16 protein-coding genes are annotated in these 24405 nt (G+C 38.4%); 11 read left to right on the top strand and 5 right to left on the bottom strand.

Annotated elements, in window-relative coordinates:
• Positions 1–81: 81 nt before the first annotated feature.
• Complete coding sequence (locus tag F596_RS0102875) at positions 82–1095, bottom strand: class II fructose-bisphosphate aldolase (RefSeq protein ID WP_008446732.1); 1014 nt, start codon at positions 1093–1095, stop codon at positions 82–84.
• A gap of 258 nt (positions 1096–1353) precedes the next feature.
• Here F596_RS0102875 and F596_RS0102870 point away from each other — a divergent pair, with 258 nt between their 5' ends.
• A complete protein-coding gene (locus tag F596_RS0102870; RefSeq protein ID WP_154648165.1) occupies positions 1354–2166 on the top strand; it encodes a Cof-type HAD-IIB family hydrolase in 813 nt (270 codons plus the stop codon).
• A 239-nt stretch (positions 2167–2405) separates the two neighbouring features.
• On the opposite strand, the gene F596_RS0102865 is transcribed toward F596_RS0102870, so the two are convergent.
• Together F596_RS0102865 and F596_RS0102860 are read right to left on the bottom strand one after the other, a co-directional pair.
• On the bottom strand, positions 2406–4727 hold the full coding sequence (locus tag F596_RS0102865; protein WP_019035797.1) for a hypothetical protein: 2322 nt from the start codon (positions 4725–4727) through the stop codon (positions 2406–2408).
• A gap of 83 nt (positions 4728–4810) precedes the next feature.
• Entirely contained in the window at positions 4811–4993 is a 183-nt protein-coding gene (locus F596_RS0102860; RefSeq protein ID WP_019035796.1) for a hypothetical protein, read from the bottom strand.
• Between the two features lie 502 nt (positions 4994–5495).
• Between F596_RS0102860 and F596_RS0102855 the strand changes: the two genes are divergently transcribed.
• The 9 genes from F596_RS0102855 (at position 5496) to F596_RS0102815 (ending at position 20547) form a co-directional block, all read left to right on the top strand.
• Positions 5496–6152, top strand: coding sequence for a YiiX/YebB-like N1pC/P60 family cysteine hydrolase (locus F596_RS0102855; protein WP_024992606.1), 657 nt, complete (start codon positions 5496–5498; stop codon positions 6150–6152).
• 294 nt (positions 6153–6446) lie between these two features.
• Complete coding sequence (locus tag F596_RS0102850; RefSeq protein WP_019035794.1) at positions 6447–9701, top strand: SusC/RagA family TonB-linked outer membrane protein; 3255 nt, start codon at positions 6447–6449, stop codon at positions 9699–9701.
• Between the two features lie 17 nt (positions 9702–9718).
• Positions 9719–11161 (top strand): RagB/SusD family nutrient uptake outer membrane protein, encoded by a 1443-nt coding sequence (locus F596_RS0102845; protein ID WP_008446718.1) that lies wholly within the window; start codon positions 9719–9721, stop codon positions 11159–11161.
• A 14-nt stretch (positions 11162–11175) separates the two neighbouring features.
• On the top strand, positions 11176–11895 hold the full coding sequence (locus F596_RS0102840; protein WP_019035793.1) for a DUF4843 domain-containing protein: 720 nt from the start codon (positions 11176–11178) through the stop codon (positions 11893–11895).
• Between the two features lie 13 nt (positions 11896–11908).
• Positions 11909–13351 (top strand): hypothetical protein, encoded by a 1443-nt coding sequence (locus F596_RS0102835; RefSeq protein ID WP_024992605.1) that lies wholly within the window; start codon positions 11909–11911, stop codon positions 13349–13351.
• A 5-nt stretch (positions 13352–13356) separates the two neighbouring features.
• Positions 13357–15897, top strand: a complete 2541-nt coding sequence (locus F596_RS0102830; protein WP_019035791.1) for a zinc-dependent metalloprotease — start codon at positions 13357–13359, stop codon at positions 15895–15897.
• A complete protein-coding gene (locus F596_RS12070; RefSeq protein ID WP_019035790.1) occupies positions 15897–18434 on the top strand; it encodes a zinc-dependent metalloprotease in 2538 nt (845 codons plus the stop codon). Before F596_RS0102830 ends, F596_RS12070 begins: the two co-directional genes overlap by 1 nt.
• A gap of 78 nt (positions 18435–18512) precedes the next feature.
• Positions 18513–19454, top strand: coding sequence for a thioredoxin-disulfide reductase (trxB, locus tag F596_RS0102820; RefSeq protein ID WP_019035789.1), 942 nt, complete (start codon positions 18513–18515; stop codon positions 19452–19454).
• A 109-nt stretch (positions 19455–19563) separates the two neighbouring features.
• Positions 19564–20547 carry a bifunctional methionine sulfoxide reductase B/A protein gene (locus F596_RS0102815; protein WP_202899234.1) on the top strand — a complete coding sequence of 328 codons (984 nt, stop codon included), beginning with the start codon at positions 19564–19566 and terminating at the stop codon, positions 20545–20547.
• Positions 20548–20680: 133 nt separating this feature from the next.
• On the opposite strand, the gene F596_RS12215 is transcribed toward F596_RS0102815, so the two are convergent.
• On the bottom strand, positions 20681–20809 hold the full coding sequence (locus F596_RS12215; RefSeq protein WP_262498003.1) for a hypothetical protein: 129 nt from the start codon (positions 20807–20809) through the stop codon (positions 20681–20683).
• A gap of 805 nt (positions 20810–21614) precedes the next feature.
• Between F596_RS12215 and F596_RS0102805 the strand changes: the two genes are divergently transcribed.
• Entirely contained in the window at positions 21615–22649 is a 1035-nt protein-coding gene (locus F596_RS0102805; protein ID WP_008446432.1) for a YeiH family protein, read from the top strand.
• 273 nt (positions 22650–22922) lie between these two features.
• On the opposite strand, the gene rodA is transcribed toward F596_RS0102805, so the two are convergent.
• A complete protein-coding gene (gene rodA, locus F596_RS0102800) occupies positions 22923–24398 on the bottom strand; it encodes a rod shape-determining protein RodA (protein ID WP_024992604.1) in 1476 nt (491 codons plus the stop codon).
• Positions 24399–24405: the final 7 nt, after the last annotated feature.

Here is a 24405-nt window from a genome sequence, read left to right as displayed (position 1 = left end):
CACTATAAAACAAAAAAAGGTGGTAAACCCTAAAAAAGAGCTTACCACCCAAACTAATTATTAAAATGAATAAAAAAATTATTAATCTATATTAGTCAACTTGTAGTCTGAACCTAAAACATCTTTTATCTTCTCTTTGTATAGTTCTTCCATATACTCACGAGCCTTACCACAATACTGACGAGGATCGAAATACTCTGGGTGCTCATCAAATGTCTCACGAACACCAGCGGTAAATGCTAAACGAGAGTCGGAATCGATATTGATCTTACATACTGCACTCTTAGCTGCACGACGTAGCTGCTCCTCTGGAATACCTACAGCGTTTGGCAACTTACCACCATGAGCATTAATAATATCAACATACTTCTGAGGAACAGAAGATGAACCATGAAGAACGATAGGGAAGCCTGGGAGCTTCTTCTCAATAGCTGCCAACACATCGAATGCCAATGGAGGAGGTACTAAACGGCCTGTCTTAGGATCGCGTGTACACTGCTCTGGGGTAAACTTGTAAGCACCATGTGATGTACCTATAGAGATAGCCAACGAATCGCAACCTGTACGGGTAGCAAAATCTACAACCTCCTCTGGCTTTGTATAGTGAGAAACCTCTGCTACTACATCGTCCTCTACACCTGCAAGAACACCAAGCTCACCTTCTACAGTTACATCAAACTGATGAGCATAGTCTACCACCTTCTTTGTTAAAGCGACATTCTCCTCATAAGGAAGAGCAGAGCCATCAATCATTACTGAAGAAAAACCAGAGTCGATACAACTTTTACATGTCTCAAAGCTATCGCCATGGTCAAGGTGAACTACAATCTCAGGATGCTTGCAACCAAGCTCCTTAGCGTATGCCACTGCACCCTCTGCCATATAGCGAAGCAATGTAGCATTTGCATATTTACGAGCACCCTTAGATACCTGAATGATAACTGGGGATCTTAATTCTGAAGAAGCCTTAACGATAGCCTGAAGCTGCTCAAGATTGTTGAAGTTGAACGCTGGAATAGCATAACCACCAACTACAGCCTTTTTAAACATCTCGCGTGTGTTTACAAGACCTAATTTTTTGTAATCTACTACCATAACTTTTATTATATGTTTAAATTAAACGAATTATTCCGTTTGGTCGATACAAAAGTAATATTTTATTTTGGCTTAACCAAAGCAACAGGCACACAAAAAACTATCATAAACGTTAAATATAGCTTTTTTATAACTTTAACACACATTTCATATACATATTTTTACATAACAAAAAACACAGACACACCTTTATACAATACAAAAAGATTACCTTTGCAAAATATTTTAACACACAAAAAAATATTTCCAAAAAACAAAATGAAGAAAAAATATAAAATGATAGTGCTCGACTTAGACGGCACACTAACAAATAACAAAAAGGTAATAACCCCTAAAACTAAAAACGCACTTATACGCGCACAAGAACAAGGCATACGCATCGTTTTAGCTTCTGGCAGACCTACATACGGCATAGCACCCTTAGCACAAGAGCTACAACTAAAACAATACCACGGATACATTCTTGCCTTTAACGGAGCAAAGATTATAGACTGTGCCTCTGGCAACACACTCTTCGAGCAAACACTACCCTTAGAGCTTGTTCCTACGCTATATGAAAAAGCCATAGAACACCACATGAACATACTTACATATCAGGGAGAAGAAATAGCTGCTACTTCTACACAAGATAAATATGTGAAAGAAGAAGCACGTATCAACAAGCTACCCATAACCCTATATCCCAACTTTCTAAAACAGATAGTCTACCCCATTAACAAATGTCTTATCGTGGGAGACCCTACACCGCTACACCTATTAGAAACAGAACTATCAAAGACGCTCGAAGGGAAGATGAGCATATACAGGTCGGCTGATTATTTCCTTGAATGCGTACCACTAAATGTAGATAAGGCTCTCTCTATAGCCAAACTGCTAAAGCTCACAAACATTAAAAGAGAAGAAATAATAGCTTGTGGCGATGGATATAACGACCTTAGCATGATAAAATACGCAGGGCTGGGAGTAGCTATGGCGAATGCTAACGAAGATATTCGCCTTAAAGCGGACTATGTTACACTATCTAACGAGGAAGACGGAGTGGCTAAAGTAATAGACACTTTTATCTTATAAAAACCTCTATAAAAAACATACCACAACCATACATTTATAAAAGGTGATGTTTTACCCTCTAAAACATCACCTTTTAACCCTTAAAACATCATCTTTTCTGCTATAAAACATCACCTTTTACAAAAGCACTCCTTTCATAAAGATAACTATTTGATAACAAGCCTTTTACGCGAACGCTTATCAAAGCGTCATCTACACTATTATAATGTTATCTTGTCAAGGAGGAAAAGCACTAACCTTTATTTATAATATTCCTCGTTGTGCGCCCCTGTAATGCGTTGCTGACGTGGCGCTATAGAGTCTTTTTCGCTAAGAGACCAGTTAGCAAAACAACGGATAGAACCTCTAACTGCATATCCTTTTGTCATATTACCTCGATAAAAACCATTGGGGTGAAAATAGCGACAATAATAAACTTTATTAGGATCTCCGTCGTCGTATAAGTCACCTTCTCGTTTTTTCGTTGCCGAAAAGTAGCAAGCGTCATCAATTATTTTCAATCCTTTACTGTCACCGTCATCGTTAAGTATGCGAACAACGTCATTGCTGTTGTTTTTATTCCAATATTCAGGATTTGATATCTCGTCAATGGTTATAGGAAGGTTACCTATCCACCGTGCAGTAATGGCAAGTCTGCGTCCACGCCCATCTACATTACACCCGTTTTTGTCTTCTGTGTGTATTACGAAGCGATAAGCACAGCGATAGCGATTGCCCGTGAGGTCTTTGTTATCTTTGCTACGGACATGCTCAAAGCGTATGCCATATATCACCTTACTATTTCCGTCTATTACTGTCTTATATATGCTGTTGTAGAGCGATGGTGCGGAGAATCCTTGCAAGTCTTTAAGCTGAAGCCACTCCTTGAAATAGCCATCAAGCTGAGGACCTTCAGGGCTTTTGCTATCAGTAAAGCCAAGGTTTCTGCCCTCAAGATCTTTTTTCATTACCTGCCAATCGGCATAACATTTTTCTGTCACATAGGGCAATGCCGCTCCAAGCTCCTGTATAGATGGTATATGATACCCCTTAGGTGCTTTCCCTGCTTCTACTAATATTTGAAGATGCTTCTGATCAAACTTTCCTTTTCCGCTGTGTGGCTCTATGTCGTTAGTAAATACTAAATCTTTTTCATCTATCTCTGTAAAAACTCTCTCAGGCACAGCCAAGTTCGATTTTGCCATACGTGCCAACGGCACACGCCACTTATAGCGGTTATCTCCCGGAAACATCTCCTTTAAGTTTACCTCTATCACCTTTCCTTTATAACCTTCCCAGCTATCTACGCGTTGGTATTCGTTAGTATGCGGTGTGCCACAGAGAAACTCTCCCCGTACTTTGCCTTGACCATTGAGCCAGCCCAGCATGAAACCACCATGAGCAGATGTAATGGCAGTAGTATTATCTAAAGAGATCTTTGCCTTAGAATAGTCGCACTCAGCTTTATCCTTATTACCCTTCCCTTTATATGAGAAGATGTCTACATACTCGCCCCCGTTTATAGGCATTCCCCACACATAAAACTCGTCATAGTCTTTACCTGTTACTTCAGCAGAGGAGTAAGTATATCTATAACGCAGCTCCGAAACTTTTGAGAACTGATATTCTTTTAAGCTTGCCATAATACGATTGTTCATCTGTGTTTCAGGTCCTTCACCTAAATAGCGATCATCTGTCGGGTGGTGCCACACCCAATAGTCTTTTACATTATTCTTGTGCGACACTCTGACAGAGTTTTTCTGTAGCGGATCTTTTTCTTTATCATAGTTTACAAAACAGAAAAAACCATTTGGTGACAGCCCAGTACTGGAAAACATATACTGGTGTTCTTCTGGCTTTAACAGCTTATCGCTACGCTTAACCTTCACCTTAAACACTACACCTTGCGGCTCAAAGCGCATGTTATGGAAATCTATTTTGTTCTTACCCTTAATATCCACCTTTACCCAGTTGGCTACAAAGGGCACATTAAACTCATGTTTTGTGCTACTACCTGCAACAGATCCGTTTAGCACCTTTGGCTTTTTACCATCTTGCCCATAAAACTCTACAGTGTTGGGAATGCCTTTTTCTCTTTCCATATCTCCGCCTACAATGCCAGCAATATACCAGTTTTCGCCAGGGTTAATGTCTACACTTTTTTTGTTAATCCACTCTAAGGTTATCTTAGGGCAGTAAGTGCTCAAGTGCCAGCCGTTTAAGGTTTTACTCTTACTTGTCCAGCGAATATGCAGATATGCCAACTTGCGATTATTGTTGTCGTCTTCCTCATCGTCTTCCTTGATAAGGTAAGCGTCTGTCTCAAAACTGTTATCCTCTGTAAGCTCAAACATCTCGTTCATGACAACAGTGGCACGCGAAGAAGGCTGTTGCGATAAGAACATATCCCTCTGTGGTAAAACTACCCCTGCACTACCACTCTCAATGGTAATAACAGATGTGGCACATTTCTTACTTGCTTCTTTTCCTTTTATATTAGGCTCGGGAAGTATTTCGTCCGAACAGCTAACACTAATGGTAAAAAGCACCATTAGAAAGAAAAATATTTTTATACTTTTCATTTGCTCTCTATTGATAATTTTCTTATATATACCTAAAATGAACTACTTTTTTATAACTATCTTAAAACCATAACATAACCTCACTATGGCTCATACTCGCTGTAATCCTGATTATCAGAAGCGTTTGGGTCTTCAGACTTTTCCGGATCTAACTTTCCAGGAGAATAATTAGAAATGCCACTATCATGACCACTCACCTCTACAAGCACACTTTCAGCCTCCACTGAAATAATACTACAAACAGGAACAATATATTTCCGTTTCATCACTATCTAAAAAAAAGAATGTTTACCTTATCTATATTTGATAAATAAATAAAAAAATATTTTTTACTACACACATTCACCTTATCACAAGGTATGTGTCTTGCTAACTAAAATGTATCATTAAAAATAAGAAAAACACCATTTAGGGAAAGCCACACGTATGCAAACGCAACAAAGTAACCAAATGGTCATCACTCGCCAACCTACTAAAACAATCTGGGGGGGGGTAAAAATTCATGGGAAATATGCAAATAAAATACGTTAAAAAACAAAAATATTACTCTTCATATATTCTTTCTTAAATTATTACTTATTATTAATTTTATTAAGATTATTGCGCTGCAAAAGTAAGAAAAAAAAGTTTAAATATCCACTTTCTTGTGCTTTTTTTAACCTAATATCACAAGGAAAAGCTAATTTTCTATAAAAATTTTTTATTTTATGCTGTTCCTTTTATACTTTTGCACTCATGTTACTGACAAAACAAACAGACGAGAAAATTATGAGAAAAACTATTTCTATCTTATCGAAGAGTTTTATTTTATTCTTCTTCCTTTCCTTGTTTAGCTGTTCTTCAAAGATAAAGGACACTCCAGCATTAGTAAAAACACTCCAAGACGGCGATCTTCTTTTTATTGCAAAAGGAAAGCCTAACGCCATAACCGACGTCACTTCAGGTGTAGATGGGCTTAAAATAGACCATGTAGGCATATATGTAAACATAAGTTCTTGTGGGTACGTCTTAGAGGCATGTCCTCCGAAGGTTAGGCTTACCACAATGGCAGACTTTCAAGAGCGCGCTAAGAAGAGCGACAAAAGCGCACGCATCATCGTAGGAAGAATAACCTCAGATATAGACGTACATGCTTCTATAAAGAAAGCCATGTCTTACATTGGGCGCAAGTACGACTATCTTTACCTTCCTGACGACAACGAGTTATATTGCAGCGAACTGGTACAAAAGTCGTTCGTAGACAGTAAGGGACACTTAGTGTTCACCCCTATACCTATGACCTTCCGCGACAAGAACGGCAAAATACCCGATGTTTTTGTCAATATGTATAAAAGCCATAACATTCCCGTGCCAGAAGGCAAGCCCGGTTCTAACCCCGGAGACCTTTCCCGACGCCCACAGTTAAGAATATGGTATTACCAATAATAGCTTAAAAAACAACGTTTTACAAGCCTTTAACGCTTAAAGACATATACATTCTATATAAAAAGAGCTATAAGCCCATTGTGGAGTAACGACCACTTTGGGCTTTATTATGGTATGTTAATTTAAGTCTTCTTATAAATATTTTTCATTCAGTTTGTTGTATCTTTAAACTATTATACCTACTTTTGTATTTTATTTTTTGTTTAAAAGCATATTTCTAATTGTTTTTAACGGACAGGATACATCTTAATAAATAAAACATTATATAACCCATAACAGAAAATAGAGAATAAGATGCAAAAAAGTATTTTTTTTAAACACACATGGATAGTTCTATTATTGAATATCCTTTTCTGTGTATTACCTTGTCTTCAAATCTCTGCTCAGAATGTAAATGAGATGAATGTTACGCTTAATATGAAGCGTGCATCATTAAAACAATTCCTTGACGAGATAGGCAAGCAGACCAGTTTAGAGTTCGTCTACGATGCAGAGCAGATAGACAAGATTAACGATGTTACCATCAATGCTCAGGACAAGCCCGTAAGAAGCGTGTTAGGGCAGGTGTTAGGGCAGGTATCATGTAGCTATTCCATAAGTGGAAACGTAGTTACTATTACTCAAAAGAGTGAGCCCAACCGCAGCAAAGGCATTTCTGGACAGATAACCGATGCCCAAGGCATTCCTCTTCCCGGTGTTACCATTCGTATGGAGGGCTTTAATGGTGGATACATCACAGACATAGACGGTCGCTACTCTATAGAAACCACTCAAAAGGAAGCCAAACTTAGCTTTACATACATAGGATATAAAACCCTACACAAAACAGTTAAGAACGGCACTGCAGGCAACTTTGTCTTAGAAGAAGATGCCGAGATGCTTGGCGAGGTGGTAGTAACAGGCTATGGAACGAAAAACAAAAACAGCTTTACAGGAGCTCAAACCTCTATAAAGCGAGACCAGCTTATCTCTGTAGGTACAAAGAGCGTTTTAGAAAGTCTTTCGGCTTTTGTACCGGGCATGATGGTGTTAGAAAACAACACAGCAGGCTCTGACCCTAACAAGCTCGCCGATATTAACATTCGTGGTAGAGCTACCTTCGACGGAACAGCAAACATGCCAGTATTTGTTGTTGATGGGTCGCAGGTTAATGTGCAATATGTTTATGATATGGACGTTAACGATATAGAGAGCGTTACCGTGCTAAAAGATGCTTCTGCATCTGCTCTATATGGTGCTAAAGCCTCTGCAGGAGTTATAGTAATAAAGACTAAAGCTATGACGGGTGGCAGACTAAAGCTAAACTATAATGGTACAGTGCGCCTTTCTACCCCTGACCTTAGCGACTACAACCTTCTTGGGGCAGCCGAAAAGCTTGAATATGAACGCTTAGCCGGGCTATATAGCAGCACTAACCCTCAGGAGCAATATGCCCTTGAGCAGCAATATGCCGACATCTATCGTAAGGTGAAAGACGGTGTGTACACTAACTGGATAGCTAAGCCTCTACGCAACGCCATAAGTCATCAACATAGTCTAAGCATAGACGGTGGTGATGAGCGCGCCCGTTATAGTTTAGGCGTAAGATATGGCAACGATGCTGGTGTTATGAAGGGTTCTAACCGTGAGCGTTTGTCTACAAACTTCCGCTTATCTTATGGTATAGATGGTAAGTTTTTTATTTCAAACACCTCTACCCTAAGCTCTATAAAGACAAACAATTCTCCTTACGGCGACTTCTCTTACTGGGTAAAACAAAATCCATACGAAAACCCATACGATGAGAATGGCGAATACAGGCAGTTGTTACATTATAACCTTGCAAACCCTCTTTATCAAGCATCTTTGGGGAGCTATAGCAAGTCTGACAATCTCGACTTTCTTAACACTACCTCTTTACAGGTATGGATAAACAAGGTATTCCGTATAGATGGCGACTTCTCTATCCAAACCTCAAAACTTAACTCTCGTAACTTTACATCACCTTTCTCAGCTCTTGAAATAAAAAACAAAGCTGATGTTTCTCGACGTGGTACGTTAAGAGATGGCAATAGCAAGACTGCTAACTATCAAGGTAAGATAATGTTATCTTATAATGCTTACGTTCTGCCTAAGCTCTTCTTAACAGCAATGGGAGGTAGCAGCATAGAATCGTCTACAGTAGACGGTGCCGATTACACCACTATAGGTTTTTACACCGACAAGCTGGGACACCCCTCTTTTGCTACATCTTACGCTAATAATAAGCCTTCAGGCACAGATATACGATATAACGGTGTAGGCTTCTTCGTAAATGCTAACACGATATACGACAACAGATATTTCCTCGACCTTATATATCGTTATGAAGGGTCATCAAAGTTTGGTAAAAACTCTCGCTTCGCTCCTTTCTGGAGTATTGGTACGGGGTGGAACATTCACAACGAGAAGTTTATGAAAGGCTCTCCTTTCCAGCTATTAAAGCTACGCGCCAGCATGGGATATTTAGGTAACATCTCCTTTGAGCCTTATCAGGCTTTGACTACTTATACCTATGCTAATGGGTATAACTATGTTAAAGGTATAGGTGCTGTGCCTCTTACAATAGGAAACACAAACCTAAAGTGGGAACGTACACTAAGCAATAACATAGGTTTAGACATTACCATGTTTAAAGGACGCTTCGATTTTTCTGCCGACTATTATATAAAAAACACTGACAACCTGCTGCTCGACATCACCAAAGCTCCCTCTATAGGTGTTGCTACCTCTCGCGAAAATGTTGGTGAGGTACAAAATACAGGTTTCGAGCTACAGGCTCGCGTCTTACCTATAAAGACAAAAGACTGGCAATGGTCAGTAGGCGTAAACTACTCATACAACAAAAACAAGATAAAAAAGATAAGTAACGCCCTAAAGGCACAAAACGAAAAGAACCAAAAGCAAGGAGGCGTTACCCCTCTTCCTATATATGAAGAAGGGCAATCGCTCACAGCTCTAAAGGTAGTACCTTCGGCAGGTATCGATCCTTCCACAGGTAACGAGATATACATCAAACGCGATGGCTCTTACACCATGACTTACGACCCTAATGATAAGGTTATTTTTGGCGACACAACACCATTTGGTATAGGTGCTATGACATCGTATCTTACATATAAGTCGTTGTCTTTTGGTGCTTCTTTCAGATATTCTTTCGGTGGAGCGGTATATAACCAAACTCTCGCAAGCAAAGTGGAAGGTGCCGATCCACGTTATAATGCCGATGCACGTGTGTTTAACAGTCGCTGGAAACAGACAGGCGACAATGCTAAATATAAGCGCATCGATGATACCTCTGTACCTATGCAAACATCACGCTTTGTAGAGGTAAACAATTTTCTCACTCTTAGCAGCCTATCCTTAGGTTATGACGTACCTACAACGGTAAGTAAGCGTTTAGGACTTAACCGCCTACGCTTCGAGCTTATTGCCAACGACCTGTTCTATTGGTCTACCGTAAAACGCGAGCGAGGCTTGTCTTACCCTTATGATAGAAGTATAGAATTGTCAGTAAGATTGTCATTGTAAAAACACAAAAAATAGTTATGAATAAAATATATTTATATATCACCCTACTTATAGCCCTCGTAGGATTATCTTCTTGTAGCGATTTCTTAGATGTTCAGCCCGCAGGACAGTTAGAACAAGAAAAACAGTTTAGCGATATGCGTGGCTTCAGAGACGCTATGTATGGAGCTTATGGCAAATTGGCTACAACAGATTTATATGGAGGCAATCTCTCTTATGCCTTTGTAGACCAAATAGGACAGATGTCGGGCTATGCTGCTTCTTCCGTGCCTGCTTATTTTGCTGGAGCATACGACTATAAAAAGAAAGAAGTAAGAAGTATTATTAATAGTATATGGTTCGGTCAATATCAGGCTATATCATATATAAACAACATCTTAAAACATATTAATACTACTGAGATTACCCACCCCGAGCTATCTATAATGCGCGGAGAATGCTTAGGGCTTAGAGCTTTCCTACACTTCGACCTTGCCCGGTTATTTGCCGAAGACTATCTGCAAAGCACTAAGACTTCGCGAGGGCTACCTTACTCTACGTCCTTCGACCTAAATAACCGCAAGCTATATTCGTTACACGATACATATCAGCTCATACTTAACGACCTTGATGAGGCTGAAAAGCTGCTTGCTAACGACAATGTTGTAAACGTAGAAAAGAACCCTACTAACGATTATATGAAGGGCAGAGCCGTATTCTTTAACAAATATGCCGTAGCTGCTACTAAAGCACGAGTATATTACAGTATGGGAAAATACGACTTAGCTGCTAAATATGCCAAGATAGTAGTAGATAGTAAAGACAATTTTAGCTTGAAAAAACTTACATCTATGGATGGAGTGAAAAGATTTCCTGCTACTAACGAACTTATCTTTGGACTCTACAACACAAGCCTTTCTAAAGAGATTGCACAAATGTTCCTATCACAAACAGCAAGAGGAACATTCTACGAAGGACGACGCGACCTCGAAAAGCTTTACGAAACCTCGTCCTTTACCGCAACAAGCTCGGATATAAGATACCCCTCTTTCTACAAGCTCAACACTCCCGGAAGCACACAGACATTCTCTTTTATACGATTATTAGAGAGCGAAGCACAAATAGCTACACTTCCTCTTCAGGGATTTACACTTATCCGCCTACCTGAAATGTATTATATACTCAGCGAAAGCCTCTTCGATACTAATAAAGAAGAAGCTATCAGCTATCTTAATAAGGTAAGAGCAAGCAGAGGATTAGACCCTGTAAGTAGCGATAAGACCGTCAACCGTGAGGCTTTTGAAAAAGAAATGCTACATGAACGTATGAGAGAAATGCCCGGAGAAGGACAAATATTCTATGCTTTAAAACATTATAATAAAAGCTTTACCGACTTTACTGGCACCAAGACCATTACACCTTCTACCGAAATTTTTGTATTACCTTGGCCAGAGAATGAAACAGAATTTGGTAACAAATAAAAAAAATATAGAATATGAAAATGAAAAAGACATATATTTTTGCTCTTGTTGCAACAGCACTCATCACTGCTTTGAGTGCATGCAGCAATATAGACTACAATGGAGAATACAGCAAAGACGGATATTATAACACAAATAACCAAGTATATTTCTATTATAAAACTGCTGCCGACTCTATTATAAACTATTCCTTTAGTGGTAAACCTGACGACACATTAACACACACCGTTTATGTGCCGGTGAGGTTAGCAGGAAAACTTATAGACAAAGCGCAAACATTCAAGGTTGCTGTTAATGGCGCAAGTACGGCTAAAAGCGGAGAACATTATAGCGCATTAGCTCCTGAATATAGTATCCCTGCAGGTGCTATGCAAGCCTATTTACCCATTAAGCTCATAAGAAAAAACCTCTCTGAAGAGAAGAACGACTCTATAAAGCTAATACTAAACCTTATACCTACCAACGACTTAGGTACAAGATTTAGCAAAAGCAACAAGGTTACCATTACCTTCGATAACGTGCTTATGAGACCCGACTATTGGGACGTTTTAGAGCTTTGGGGTATTGGAACATATAGCCGTGCAAAGCATAAAATGCTATTGGGCTTTTATAACGGCGATGTAAAAGGTATATACGATGGGGTTACCAATAACCCACCTGAAGCTCTTTACAAGCTATATGGTTATGTAGTAAAAATAAAAGAATACTTTGACGCGCATCCAGAAAAACAATAAAAACAAAAAACTTATGAAGAAAGCATACTTACTATTGATATTCGCTATAAGTTTGTCGTTATGCTCTTGCATAAACGACAACTCTACCGAAGCCGCTAACTCATCTTCGCTGTTAAGTCTTACTAAACCTTTAGATAAAACTTACAGCCTCAACAGGTGGGAAACACTTACCATAACACCACAAGTAGCACAAACTAATAAGCAAAAAGATATAAGCTATGAGTGGGAAATAAACTATAAGGTGGTATCTAAAGAGAAAGATCTCAAATATGTATGTGCTGACTTTGGAAAATTTCCAGCACGATTAAAAATAACAAACGGTGATGATATACGCTACTACGAATTTAATATCGACGTACAATACTCATACGGACAAGGCGTTTACGCACTGGCACAACACGAAGGAAAAGCCATTCTTTCATATATACCAGATGGAGCAGAAGGGAAAACTTTTGCATTAGATGTGCTTAAAAAGAACAATCCTAACACAGACTTTACAGGGACTGCAAATGCTATCGACTACACTGTAGCCTCTGGAGGAAAGCCTCTAATGTACATAGCCGTAGGCAATCCCTCTAAGATATACGAGCTAAACCCTAACCTTATGACAATAGGATTCTCGATAGCTGCCACTGGCAACGTGTCATGGTTAAAGCGAGACCCACGCGGATACCCTGCCTTAATGTTAGTAAAAGAAGACGATAAGCTCAAAACACTACGCATGCTAAGTCCGTCGGCTACACTCGTACCTTACTCAAGCAACTGGGAAAAGAAAGTTAATGACAACACTCTCAATTTTGCTAATGCTGCTACACTATGGAAGAGTGAAGACCTACGTTACACACATGCCATAGCCTATTACGACAACACTGCAGGGCATCTCTTCGTACAAGCATCTCAATATCCTAAATCGCCTGATGAAATACTTAAAGGCAAGTTCTCTAAACAGACGCTAATAGGCATAGGAGGGATTAATCAAGAACGAAAGATAGCCTTAATAACATATAATAAGGACACTCATAAATATGTTTTCTATCATATTTTCCCGGGATTCTTCTCTTCAAAGAAAGAAAAGCAACAAGAGCCTAATATAATATATCAAAAGGAAATGCCTGCTAACACTGGAATAAACGAAAACTCTATAGTATGCACTACACCTACCAAGAACCTCGTTTACTACTCTTCAGCAAACAAGATATATGGGTACAACGTGCTATCAAATGGGTCTTTCCCTACAGAGCCTCTTTTCTCTGTTGGCGAAGAGTCTGAAAACATCGTAGACCTATACATATCTCCTGATGACAGCAAGCTATATATAGCTACCAACAACACTAAAGGGAGCCTTGTAGGAAGCATTTACTGCTACAACTTAGTGGACAACAAGATGATATGGCAGAAGAGAAACATTACAGGGAAAATAGTAAAAATAACCTATCGTAATCCAGAAACGAAATAAAAGAAATGAAACTAACATCATTAAGAACATACACTACAGCAATAATCTTATTGCTGTCGTGTGTCTTTATTACCACTGCTAATGCAGATGATAATAAAAAGAAAGAAGAGAAAAAAGAAAAGAAAGAGAAAAAAGAGACAAAATTCGATAAACTTTTCAAAAACAAACTGGTAGACAAAGCTACCAGCAAATTTATTACAATATATAAAACAGACGGTAAACTTTACTTTGAGCTGCCTCTTAAATATCTGAAAAAAGAAATGCTACTCGGAGGAACCATTTCTTCTGTTACTGACCCTACATACATCACTGTAGGCATGAAAAACTTCAATCCCATTGACTTCTACTTTGAAAAGCAAGACAGTAGCATAGTAATGAAAACTCCTAACACCATCGTATACCAAGATAAAAACACTTCATTGCAAATGAAAGAGGCTCTCGCACTAAGCTACCGAGATCCTATTTTTACAGGTTTTAAAATAGAAGCCTACAACAATGACAGCACGGCGGTAGTTTTTGACGTAACTTCGCTATTAGGCAAACCAAGTACATTGCTACCTATAATACCTAAGAAAAATGGCGATTTTACTATTAATGGAACACCTAAATCGGAAATGTCGTACACAAAAGCCATTAAAAGTTTCGACGACAACCTTACCATTACTAATGATTTCAATTATAATATCACTGCCTCCATATTGTCAATACCTCTATCAAGCGATATTCCAAACACAATAGGGGTAACTTACAGCTTAATGCTATTACCAAAAAGCAATATGCGCCCTCGAATAATAGACTCACGCATAGGTGTTGCATCGACAAGGAAAATATTTTTCAAAAATGATATGTCAAAGAGCGATGTCGTCTTTTTAGCACATCGTTGGAAGCTCATACCAAGAAACAAACACGCCTATGCCAAAGGGAAACTATCACTGCCCGAAAAGCCTATACGATTCTATATTGATGATACCTTTCCACAAGCATGGAAAGAACCTATAAAGAAAGGAGTCTTAGCATGGAACAAAGCCTTTGAAAAAGCAGGATTTAAAAATGCTATCGAAGTAGCTGATTTCCCACAAAACGATAAAAACTTTGACCCTGACGACCTCGCTTTCTCTTGCATAAGATATGTGCCTAACAAAGCCGAAAACCCCTTTAGCGCCTCATGGGTAAATCCTGCCACAGGAGAAATAATAAATGCGTCTGTGTTCATCAATAGCAACATCAGATACTTACTACACAAATGGCGCTTCGTAGAAACAGCTGCCACCGACCCTGAAGCACGCTCAGGAAAACTCTCTGACAAGCTATTCGCTGAAGGGCTCACCATGGTTGTAGCACAAGAAATAGGAAAAACACTCGGACTACTTCCTAACCCTGGAGCCTCATCTACTTATTCTGTAGAAAACTTACGCCGAGCTCAATTCACTAAAGCTAATGGGCTTACACCCTCTATCATGGACGACGTACATTACAACTACATCGCACAGCCTACCGACCACAATGCTACATTATGCAGCTACTCACCTGGCATGTACGATTGTCATACCATAGAGTGGGATTATAGATACTTCGACACAGAAAAAATCTCTGCGTCTAAAGAAGCAAAAATATTAGAAGACCTTACAGATAAACGAGTAAAAGACCCAAGATATCGCTATTATCGCGAAAAAACAATATTATGGGACCCTCGTGTGCAACCGGGCGCACTTGGAGACGACCCTATAAAAAGAGCAAAACTTGGCATACAAAACCTAAATACCATTCAGAAAAATATACTCTCATGGGTGAAAAACGATGAAGATAGCCGTATAAAAGAAAAATTATACCTAAGCATAGCACAGCAATATTATGCTTTCTTTAAACAAGTAATGAGCTTAGTAGGAGGAATATATCTCAATGATATGAAAGAGTCGTCGGGAGTTCCACGCTACCAAGTAGTGCCTAAAAGCAAACAACGAGAAGCTTTGCTTTGGGCTTTATCAGAAGCATGCCACTTTAAGCACCATGCTAACACTACGTTAGAGAAACGTGGCTTTATAGCCATTAGCTACTACGACCAGCTACTTGAGTTTATTGGTTACGAACTAATGGGAGCTCGTACACGCGTAGCTGTGGCATCTCACCTCGATAACAAAGCATATACACAGAAAGAGTTTTTCGATGATCTCTTTAATGGCATCTTTAAAAGCGTATACGTAGGTAAAGCACCATCACAAGAAGAACGTATCTTGCAACAAACCTTCCTTACCTACTCACGATCGGTTATAGCTAAATCTTCTGGGAAAAGCTCTATAGGAAGCAAATCGCTTAAAGACAGCAACAACATTATACCCACAACAGTAGGATATGGCAACCCAACATCGTCTTTAGCTCCAACTATAACTCCTGCTATGGTAGATAGATCGGATATATACTTTTATAGTAGTCTTCTTAAACTGAAGCCTATGTTAGAAAAATGCTTGAAAAAGAACTTACCTAACGATGCTAAAGCACATTATCAAATGCTACTTTTTAAGGTAAATAAAGAATTGGAGGATAAATAATGAGAAAACTTTTTTCATTTACAAATAATATCAAAACATTCTTCTTCTTTCTTATTTTTACTATAGGAACTAATGCTGTTGCAGGAAATTTCAACTTCCTCAAAAAGAAGAAAAAAGATGAAAACAAAACCGTAGAAGTAAAGAAAACACCATACGAACACGCACTAACCGATAAGCTTATAATGGGTAGTAAAGGGACTTTCATATCGCTTTACAAAACCGATGGCAAGCTGCTTATAGACCTACCACGCACATCTATAGGGAAAGATATGCTCATCGGGGCCACGATAACATCAGTATCTAATCCGAAGTTAGGAGAACTGGGATTTAAAAATTCTAACCTTGTACATATACGCTTCATAGAAAAAGATAGTGCTGTTGTAATGCAAATAGTCAATACTGACCTCTTCTACGACCATAACAATGCACAAGCAGCTAAAAGCTCTACTAAAAATTATAATAATCTCGACTTCTGTACTTTCCCAGTTAAAGGACGTAGCAAAGATAATAAATCGGTACTTTTCGATGCGTCCTCGTTCTTTTTAAAAGAAAATCGTTTCTTCCCAATTATAGAAACATCAACGGGGTCGCTAAAGGTAAGCTCCTCTCTAAAAGAAAATCTATCACGTATAACTGCGCTTAAAACTTTCGATACCAACGCATGTATAAAGATGGAACGTAGCTACCTTGCCACTATCTCTGGATCAAGTAAGGCAAACACCATTTACAACTATCCTGTAAGCATTGGGGTAAACTTTACCATAGCATTACTTCCTGAAACACCTATGACACCACGGCTTGCTGATACAAGGATAGGAGTATTCCAAATAGAAAAAGACGTAGAAGACAATGGAGCCATAGAAAAAGCTTATTTCGTAAAAAGATGGAGAATAGAGCCTAAAGATACTGCGGCTTATTTTGCAGGGAAGCTATCTGAAGCTGTAAAACCTATAGTGTTCTATATAGAAAACACCTTCCCTGATGGTTGGAAAGATGCTATAAAAGCAGGTATATTAAGGTGGAACAAGGCATTTGAAAAGATAGGTTTTAAGAACGTAATGCAAGTGCGCGACTTCCCTAAAGACGACCCAAACTTCGATCCCGACAACTTTAAATACTCATGCATACGCTATCTACCTACAACAGTAGAAAACGCCATGGGTCCTTCTTGGGTAGATCCTCGCACAGGCGAGATAATAAATGCTACAGTATTAGTGTACAACGATGTTATAAACACTATAGACAACTGGCGCTTCGTACAAACAGCACAATGCGATCCGCAAGCTCGAGTAGCACACATGCCTAAGCATATCTTACAAGAATCGCTCGAATATGTCATAGCACACGAGATAGGACATACCTTAGGTTTTATGCATAACATGGCTGCATCTGATGCTTTTCCTACCGACTCTCTACGATCGGCAACCTTCACAAATACCTATGGTACTACACCTTCGATAATGGATTATGCCAGATTTAATTACATAGCACAGCCTGAAGATAAAGGAGTAAAGATGACACCACCTAACTTAGGAGTGTACGACTATTATATTGTAGACTGGACTTATCGACTCTTTCCTCACTCTAAGGGATATAAAGACGATGAAAGCAAGCTAAACGCTTTAATAGAGAAACACGCTAAAGACCCTATGTACCGCTACGGACTACAACAGGGAAGCACGCGCTACGACCCATCTTCAATTGAAGAAGACCTCAGTAACGATCCTGTTAAAGCTGGCACTTACGGACTGAAAAACCTTAAATTCATCATTGATAATATGGACAAATGGCTTAATAATGATGATGATGGCACACGACGTAACGAGCTTTATCACGAAATACTTAATCAGGCTTACGGCTATATATATAACGTATATGCATATATTCCTGGCATTAAGCTATATCAAACGAGCGAATCGTCTAAACTTCCACGATACACTGTTATACCTAAAGCCAAGCAACGTGCTGCTGCACTCTGGCTATTAAAGCAAGGTAAAGTGTTCGCTGATATGGGAAATGACAACTTAGAAAAAAAGCTACCATACGCTGGAAACAGACCTTTCAAACTTATGGCACATGACGTACAAGCTCTATCTATGATGGCTGCTTCAAAGCTAAACTTGTCTTTCTATCTCGATTCCACATCATATTCACCTTTAGAATATTTAGAAGATGTATACCAATATGTATTTCAGAAAACTATAAAAGCATCTGAAAAACTCGATCAATACGATATTGATATGCAAAGCATGTTCGTCCGATTACTCAAATCGGGCATAGAACAAGTAAAACAGGTAGCTAATGTTTACAACATACATACAGAGAACTATGCAACTACATCACTAAACTTTGGTAAAGGAAATGGAGAGCCTGAACCTTTATGGGGAGTTACCGTAGGAAGAAACAACGAGTTTATGCTCTTCTATGCGCAAAAGCTGAGAAAACTACTGCAAGAACGAATAAAAACAACCTCTAACACATATATAAAAGCTCACTATATGATGCTACTTCGTAACATCAATTCCTATCTAAAATAAAAAGTAAAATATAAAATAACTTTGATTATTCAATTAATAACCGTACCTTAGTGGGCAAACAAAATAAAAACAAACAATATGGAAAAGATACAAACTTTAATCCTTGGCAGTGGACCTGCAGGATATACAGCAGCAATTTATACTGGTAGAGCTAATCATAAGCCTGTACTTTATGAAGGGTTACAGCCAGGAGGACAGCTCACCACTACCACTGTAATAGAAAACTTTCCTGGTTTCCATGAAGGCATTGATGCTAATAAGCTAATGTCTGAAATGAAACAACAAGCACAACATTTTGGTGCAGATGTACGCCCAGGGTCTATAGTAGAAGTAGACCTCAGTAAACGCCCGTTTATAGCTAAAGATGAACGAGGTAAAGAAATAGAAGCACAAACAATAATTATTGCCACTGGTGCATCTGCTAAATATCTTGGCCTGCCTGATGAAGAGAAATATCGCGGACAAGGCGTAAGTGCGTGTGCTACTTGCGATGGCTTTTTCTATCGTAAACGTACCGTAGCTGTTGTAGGTGGAGGAGACACCGCTTGCGAAGAAGCTATGTACTTATCTGGATTAGCCAAAAAAGTATACATGATTGTACGCAAAGACTATCTTCGTGCCTCAAACATTATGCGTCGTCGGGTGGAAAAACAAGATAACATAGAGATACTTTATAACACCAATACCGTAGGACTATTTGGGCAAAACGGGGTAGAAGGAGCACATCTCGTTCGCTTCAAAGGACAGATAAATGAAGAAAAATTCGATTTGCCTATAGACGGCTTCTTCCTCGCCATTGGACATAGTCCTAACACAAGCCTCTTCAAAGGTCAAATAGATATGGACGAACATGGATTTATCCTAACAAAAGGCTTCTCTACAGCTACATCTATAGATGGTGTATATGCCGCAGGAGATGTAGCCGACCCTATATATAGGCAGGGGGTTGTAGCTGCAGCCACAGGAGCTATGGCAGCTATTGAGGCTGATAAATTTTTACAATCGCTTAAAAACAAATAACCTTTTATTATTTGTTATGAAATTTTTACTACTACTTTTCTTAATAAGTTTCACCTTATCAAGTGCATGTCAAAGCACTACTAAGAAAGGTAAAAATATTAATACCGTTATGACTACTGGCACTATTAAGCCTCAGAAGACTACTTTCAGAAAAGCCACCAATGCCGAACTCAAGGCTCGCCTTACTGCAGAACAGTATGCTGTTACGCAGAAAGCTGCTACCGAAAAACCCTTTACCAACAAATACGATAAAGAGTTTAGACCCGGCATCTATGTCGATATTACTACAGGAGAACCCTTATTTCTATCTACAGACAAATATGATTCAGGCTGCGGATGGCCAGCCTTTAGCAAGCCTATAGACAAGAAACTCCTCGTAGAAAATACCGATAAATCGTTTGGAATGACAAGAACTGAGGTAAAAAGCCGGACTGGCAATGCTCACCTTGGCCATGTCTTCGATGATGGACCTATGGAAAAAGGAGGCTTAAGATATTGTATTAACAGTGCATCACTTCGCTTCATACCCCTTAAGGATATGAAACGCGAAGGGTATGGTGCATACATAAAATTATTAAAACCTATGAAAGAAATATATGTAGCAGGTGGATGTTTCTGGGGAACAGAGCATTACTTACAACTTATAGACGGAGTAGTGGCTACAGAAGTGGGCTATGCCAATGGTAACACTCCTAACCCTACTTACGAAGACGTATGTACCGATCGCTCTGGCTATGCTGAAGCAGTACATATAACATACGACCCTAAGAAAATAAGTTTGGAATTTTTAATAAAACTATTCTTTAAAGCCATAGATCCTACAAGCATCAATAAGCAAGGAAACGACCATGGCACACAATATCGCACAGGAGTATATTATACCGACAATGCGGATAAAGCCATAATAGACAAGGTCTTTAGCTTTGAGGAAAAAGCCATTGGTAAGCCTCTTGCCGTAGAACGATTACCTTTAAAAAACTTCTACAAAGCTGAAGAATATCATCAGGACTATCTTTTGAAAAACCCTAATGGATATTGTCATCTGCCACAATCCTTATTTGAATATGCCAAAAAGGCAAAAGAAAAGAAATAAGAAATAACAAAAATTAAAGAAGAAAGCACCTATACCCTACTATCTAATATAGGAGCTATATAAAAACAAAATAAAAAAAAGAGGGATCATCACAAGGAATAATATCCTTTGAGATAATCCTTCTATAATTAAATCAATATGCTGTTATTAACTTGCTTTGCCGCTTTTTATCTATCATCTCACGGCGAGCCTGCCTCATCATCTCTATACGAGCACTAACATTACTTTCACTTTCCTTGTTTGCTGAAATCAACTTACTCATTTCTATTGTCTTTATTATTAAACTTAAAAACATAGCTTTGCTTTCATTACAAAACTGTTTCCTTTCGGAAATGCTGCAAAGTTACACTTAAAGGATATTATAACTCAAAGTTTGCTCCATAATATTATAGCTGCACACTGTTTTCTTGACTTACGGCAATATCATTGATATGTATCAACAAAGCCATCTTTATCTTCTTTTACTTACTATAAACAAGAGATATTAGGGCTTTTTTTTCGTATCTTTGTACATGTAATATTATCGAGTAATTAATAACCCGTAAGATCAAAGGGATCTTACACAAAAGAAGAAAGGAAAATTATGATGACTATTTTTGGTATTTTTACCATTGTTGCAGCAACAGTTGCTGAAATTTTAATTGTTTCGAGAAAGATTAATCTCGACTAACAATCCTCCCTATTGATATTTATTTCCAATAGCACATTCACCTCTTTGGCGAATGAATACAAGTTAAGGCGATGCTTATTAAAACAATAAGTATCGTTTTTTTTTGTATAAATAAGCCCTTAAAATGCTATTTAGCTTAAAAACATACCACAGTAACACATATTATATACATATAAAACCGCTACACATAATATTCATGTTAATATGATATGTTAAAACATTTCCATTTTCTAAATAGGCTTTTCTCCATCTTTTCCACCTAAGTTTAGCAATATGGTATTCGTTGTTTATACTTTATCTTAGTACCTTTGCAGGCGACAAATTTTAATTTATGCTGCCTCTCATAGATAGAGATTTAATCCGCTTTGATAGTGCAGTTAATGTATAAAAGAAGAAAATGAAAAGATTATCAAAAGAACGGAGCAGCATGCTTCAAGGTGTACTATTTATGGCACTCTTTGCTTGTGCATCATTTTATTTTGGCGATATGAGCTGGGCTAAGGCTATATCCTTCTCACCTATGATCATAGGTATTATCCTTGGTATGATCTATGCTAACACCTTACATTGTAACTTACCTTCTACATGGATACCTGGTATAGTATTCACCTCTAAACGCATACTTCGTTTTGGCATTATACTATATGGCTTTAAGCTTACCTTTCAGGACATCACTGCAGTAGGGTTACCTGCCATAATAATAGATGCCATTATAGTAGTAGTAACCATTTGTGGTGGTATGTTTATAGGTAAATTGCTGAAAATGGATAAGGACATTGCTCTTCTCACCTCTGTAGGCTCTGGTATCTGTGGAGCAGCAGCAGTGTTAGGAGCTGAGTCGGCTATACGCACAAAGCCTTACAAGACAGCAGTAGCTGTGGCAACCGTAGTTATCTTCGGTACGCTATCTATGTTTTTATATCCTATCCTTTATCGTGCTGGAATATGTAATCTGCCTGCTGGCGAAATGGGTATCTTTACAGGTAGCACGGTACACGAAGTAGCTCATGTGGTAGGTGCTGGTAATGCCATGGGTGCAGATGTAGCAAGTAGTGCTATCATAGTAAAGATGATCCGTGTTATGATGCTTGTTCCTGTAGTGCTTGTATTAAGCTGGATGGCAGCAAGAACAAATAAAACAAACAGTGAAGGTGGTAAAGGTAAGGTAAACATTCCTTGGTTTGCAATATTGTTTTTATTAGTAATCTGCTTTAATAGTCTTAACTTATTACCCAAAGGCTTAGTAGAATTTATACAGACCATTGATGTCTTCCTTCTTACTATGGCAATGACGGCTCTTGGTGCCGAGACAAGTATTGACAAATTTAAAAAAGCAGGATTTAAGCCTTTCCTTTTAGCAGCTATCCTTTACTGCTGGTTATTGGTAGGTGGATACTTTTTAGTAAAGTTCATAGTACCCACGCTTATATAATGACATTATAATATAGAGTAATATTTTTTCAAACGGGGAATAATATTTATTTCTACTGAAAAATATCTTTTCCCCTTTTAGATATTAGGCAGACTTTCTCTTAGCTACGCCTTTGCGTGCTTTCATAAAGTCTGCCTTTACTATGTTATTAACACTGTTTTTAGAATATACTAAAAACTATGACTTATATACCACTAAAACATATTAACTAAGCTCATGTAGATAAGGCGTATAAGGTTATATATCTATAAAAGTTCCTGCGCTTTATATGTGCTATTGTCTTATAAGGTTTCGCCCTGCATCTATACGTAAAAATATAAATAAAAGTATGGTAAAACCCCATAACGAAGACCCGCCATAGCTAAAGAAAGGCAGAGGAATGCCTATGACGGGAGTTAGTCCGAGTACCATTCCTACATTTATAAATAGGTGAAAAAAGAATATTCCTGCCACACAATATCCATAAATACGCCCAAACTTAAATGTTTGCCGCTCCGCAACATGCATTATACGCAATATAAGGCAGCAAAACAATACCAATACAGATGCCGAACCAAGGAAGCCTTCTTCTTCTCCTACTGTACAAAAGATAAAGTCGGTATCTTGTTCGGGTACAAATTTAAGCTTTGTTTGTGTGCCATTCAGAAATCCTTTACCTCGCAAACCTCCTGACCCTATAGCTATCTCACTTTGATGCACATTATATCCTGCCCCCGCCAAGTCTTCATCTAAGCCCAAAAGCACATTTATACGAACACGCTGATGAGGCTGCATAACATTGTTAAGAACATAATCAGCCGAATAAAAAAACACTATTGACCCTATAGCAAAAAGCGATATATAAAAATAATGTGGGAAACGGGAATTAAGACCATTATAAATAAAATATCCTATAATAAAGGCTGAAAAGATAAGTTGCACCCAAACAACATCGAATGGTATGACGAACTCTGAGAACAACACCGCTATTAAGGTAATAGAAAACATATATATCAACAAACGTTTCGTCTTCTTTTTATCGCCTAAATATACCCATATCATAGAAATAGAGAAGAGTTGTACAAGAAACAACACTACAAACTTACCAACCGAAGTAGGCATATCCCATAACATCACGTTTTCATATTTTATACCTACCACAAAATATATTATCATAGATAGACCTGTGAAGAGAAAAGCACCGGGCATACCTTCACGATAAAACATAAAAAAGAAAGAGAGATACACTAAGGCAGAGCCTGTCTCACGCTGTCCTATGATGCAAAGCATTGGAAGGAAAACAAGTCCACAAGCTATCATAAGATGTTTCCTGTTACTCATAGTAAAGCCATAGACAGACATAAATTTTGCTATTGCTAATGCCGTAGCAAACTTAGCAAACTCAGCTGGCTGCAGTCGTAATGGTCCTAATACAAGCCACGATCGTGAGCCTTTTATGCTATGAGGATTAAAGATAGTGGCAAAAAGCAATAATACTAATAGCCCATAGACAATATAAGCAAAGGTGTCAAAGAAGCGATCGTTCATCATAAGAAGAACGAAGCCAAGACAAATGGAAGTACCTATCCAAATAACCTGCATTCCAGAACGCGTAGAAAGCGAAAATATTTCGGTATCACCATAAGTGTAGCTCGCACCACACACACTTATCCAGCCAAATATAAGGAGGGCAATATATATACATATTGTCCACCAATCTAAGGAGCGAAGTACTCCAGGCTGTTTGTCGGCAGAATAATTACTTGGCACTATATAT

This window comes from Prevotella amnii DSM 23384 = JCM 14753 (genome assembly GCF_000378745.1).
GTDB lineage: Bacteria > Bacteroidota > Bacteroidia > Bacteroidales > Bacteroidaceae > Prevotella > Prevotella amnii.
The sequence above is the reverse complement of the archived record's forward strand: the minus strand, read 5'-3'. Positions and strand labels throughout refer to the sequence as shown.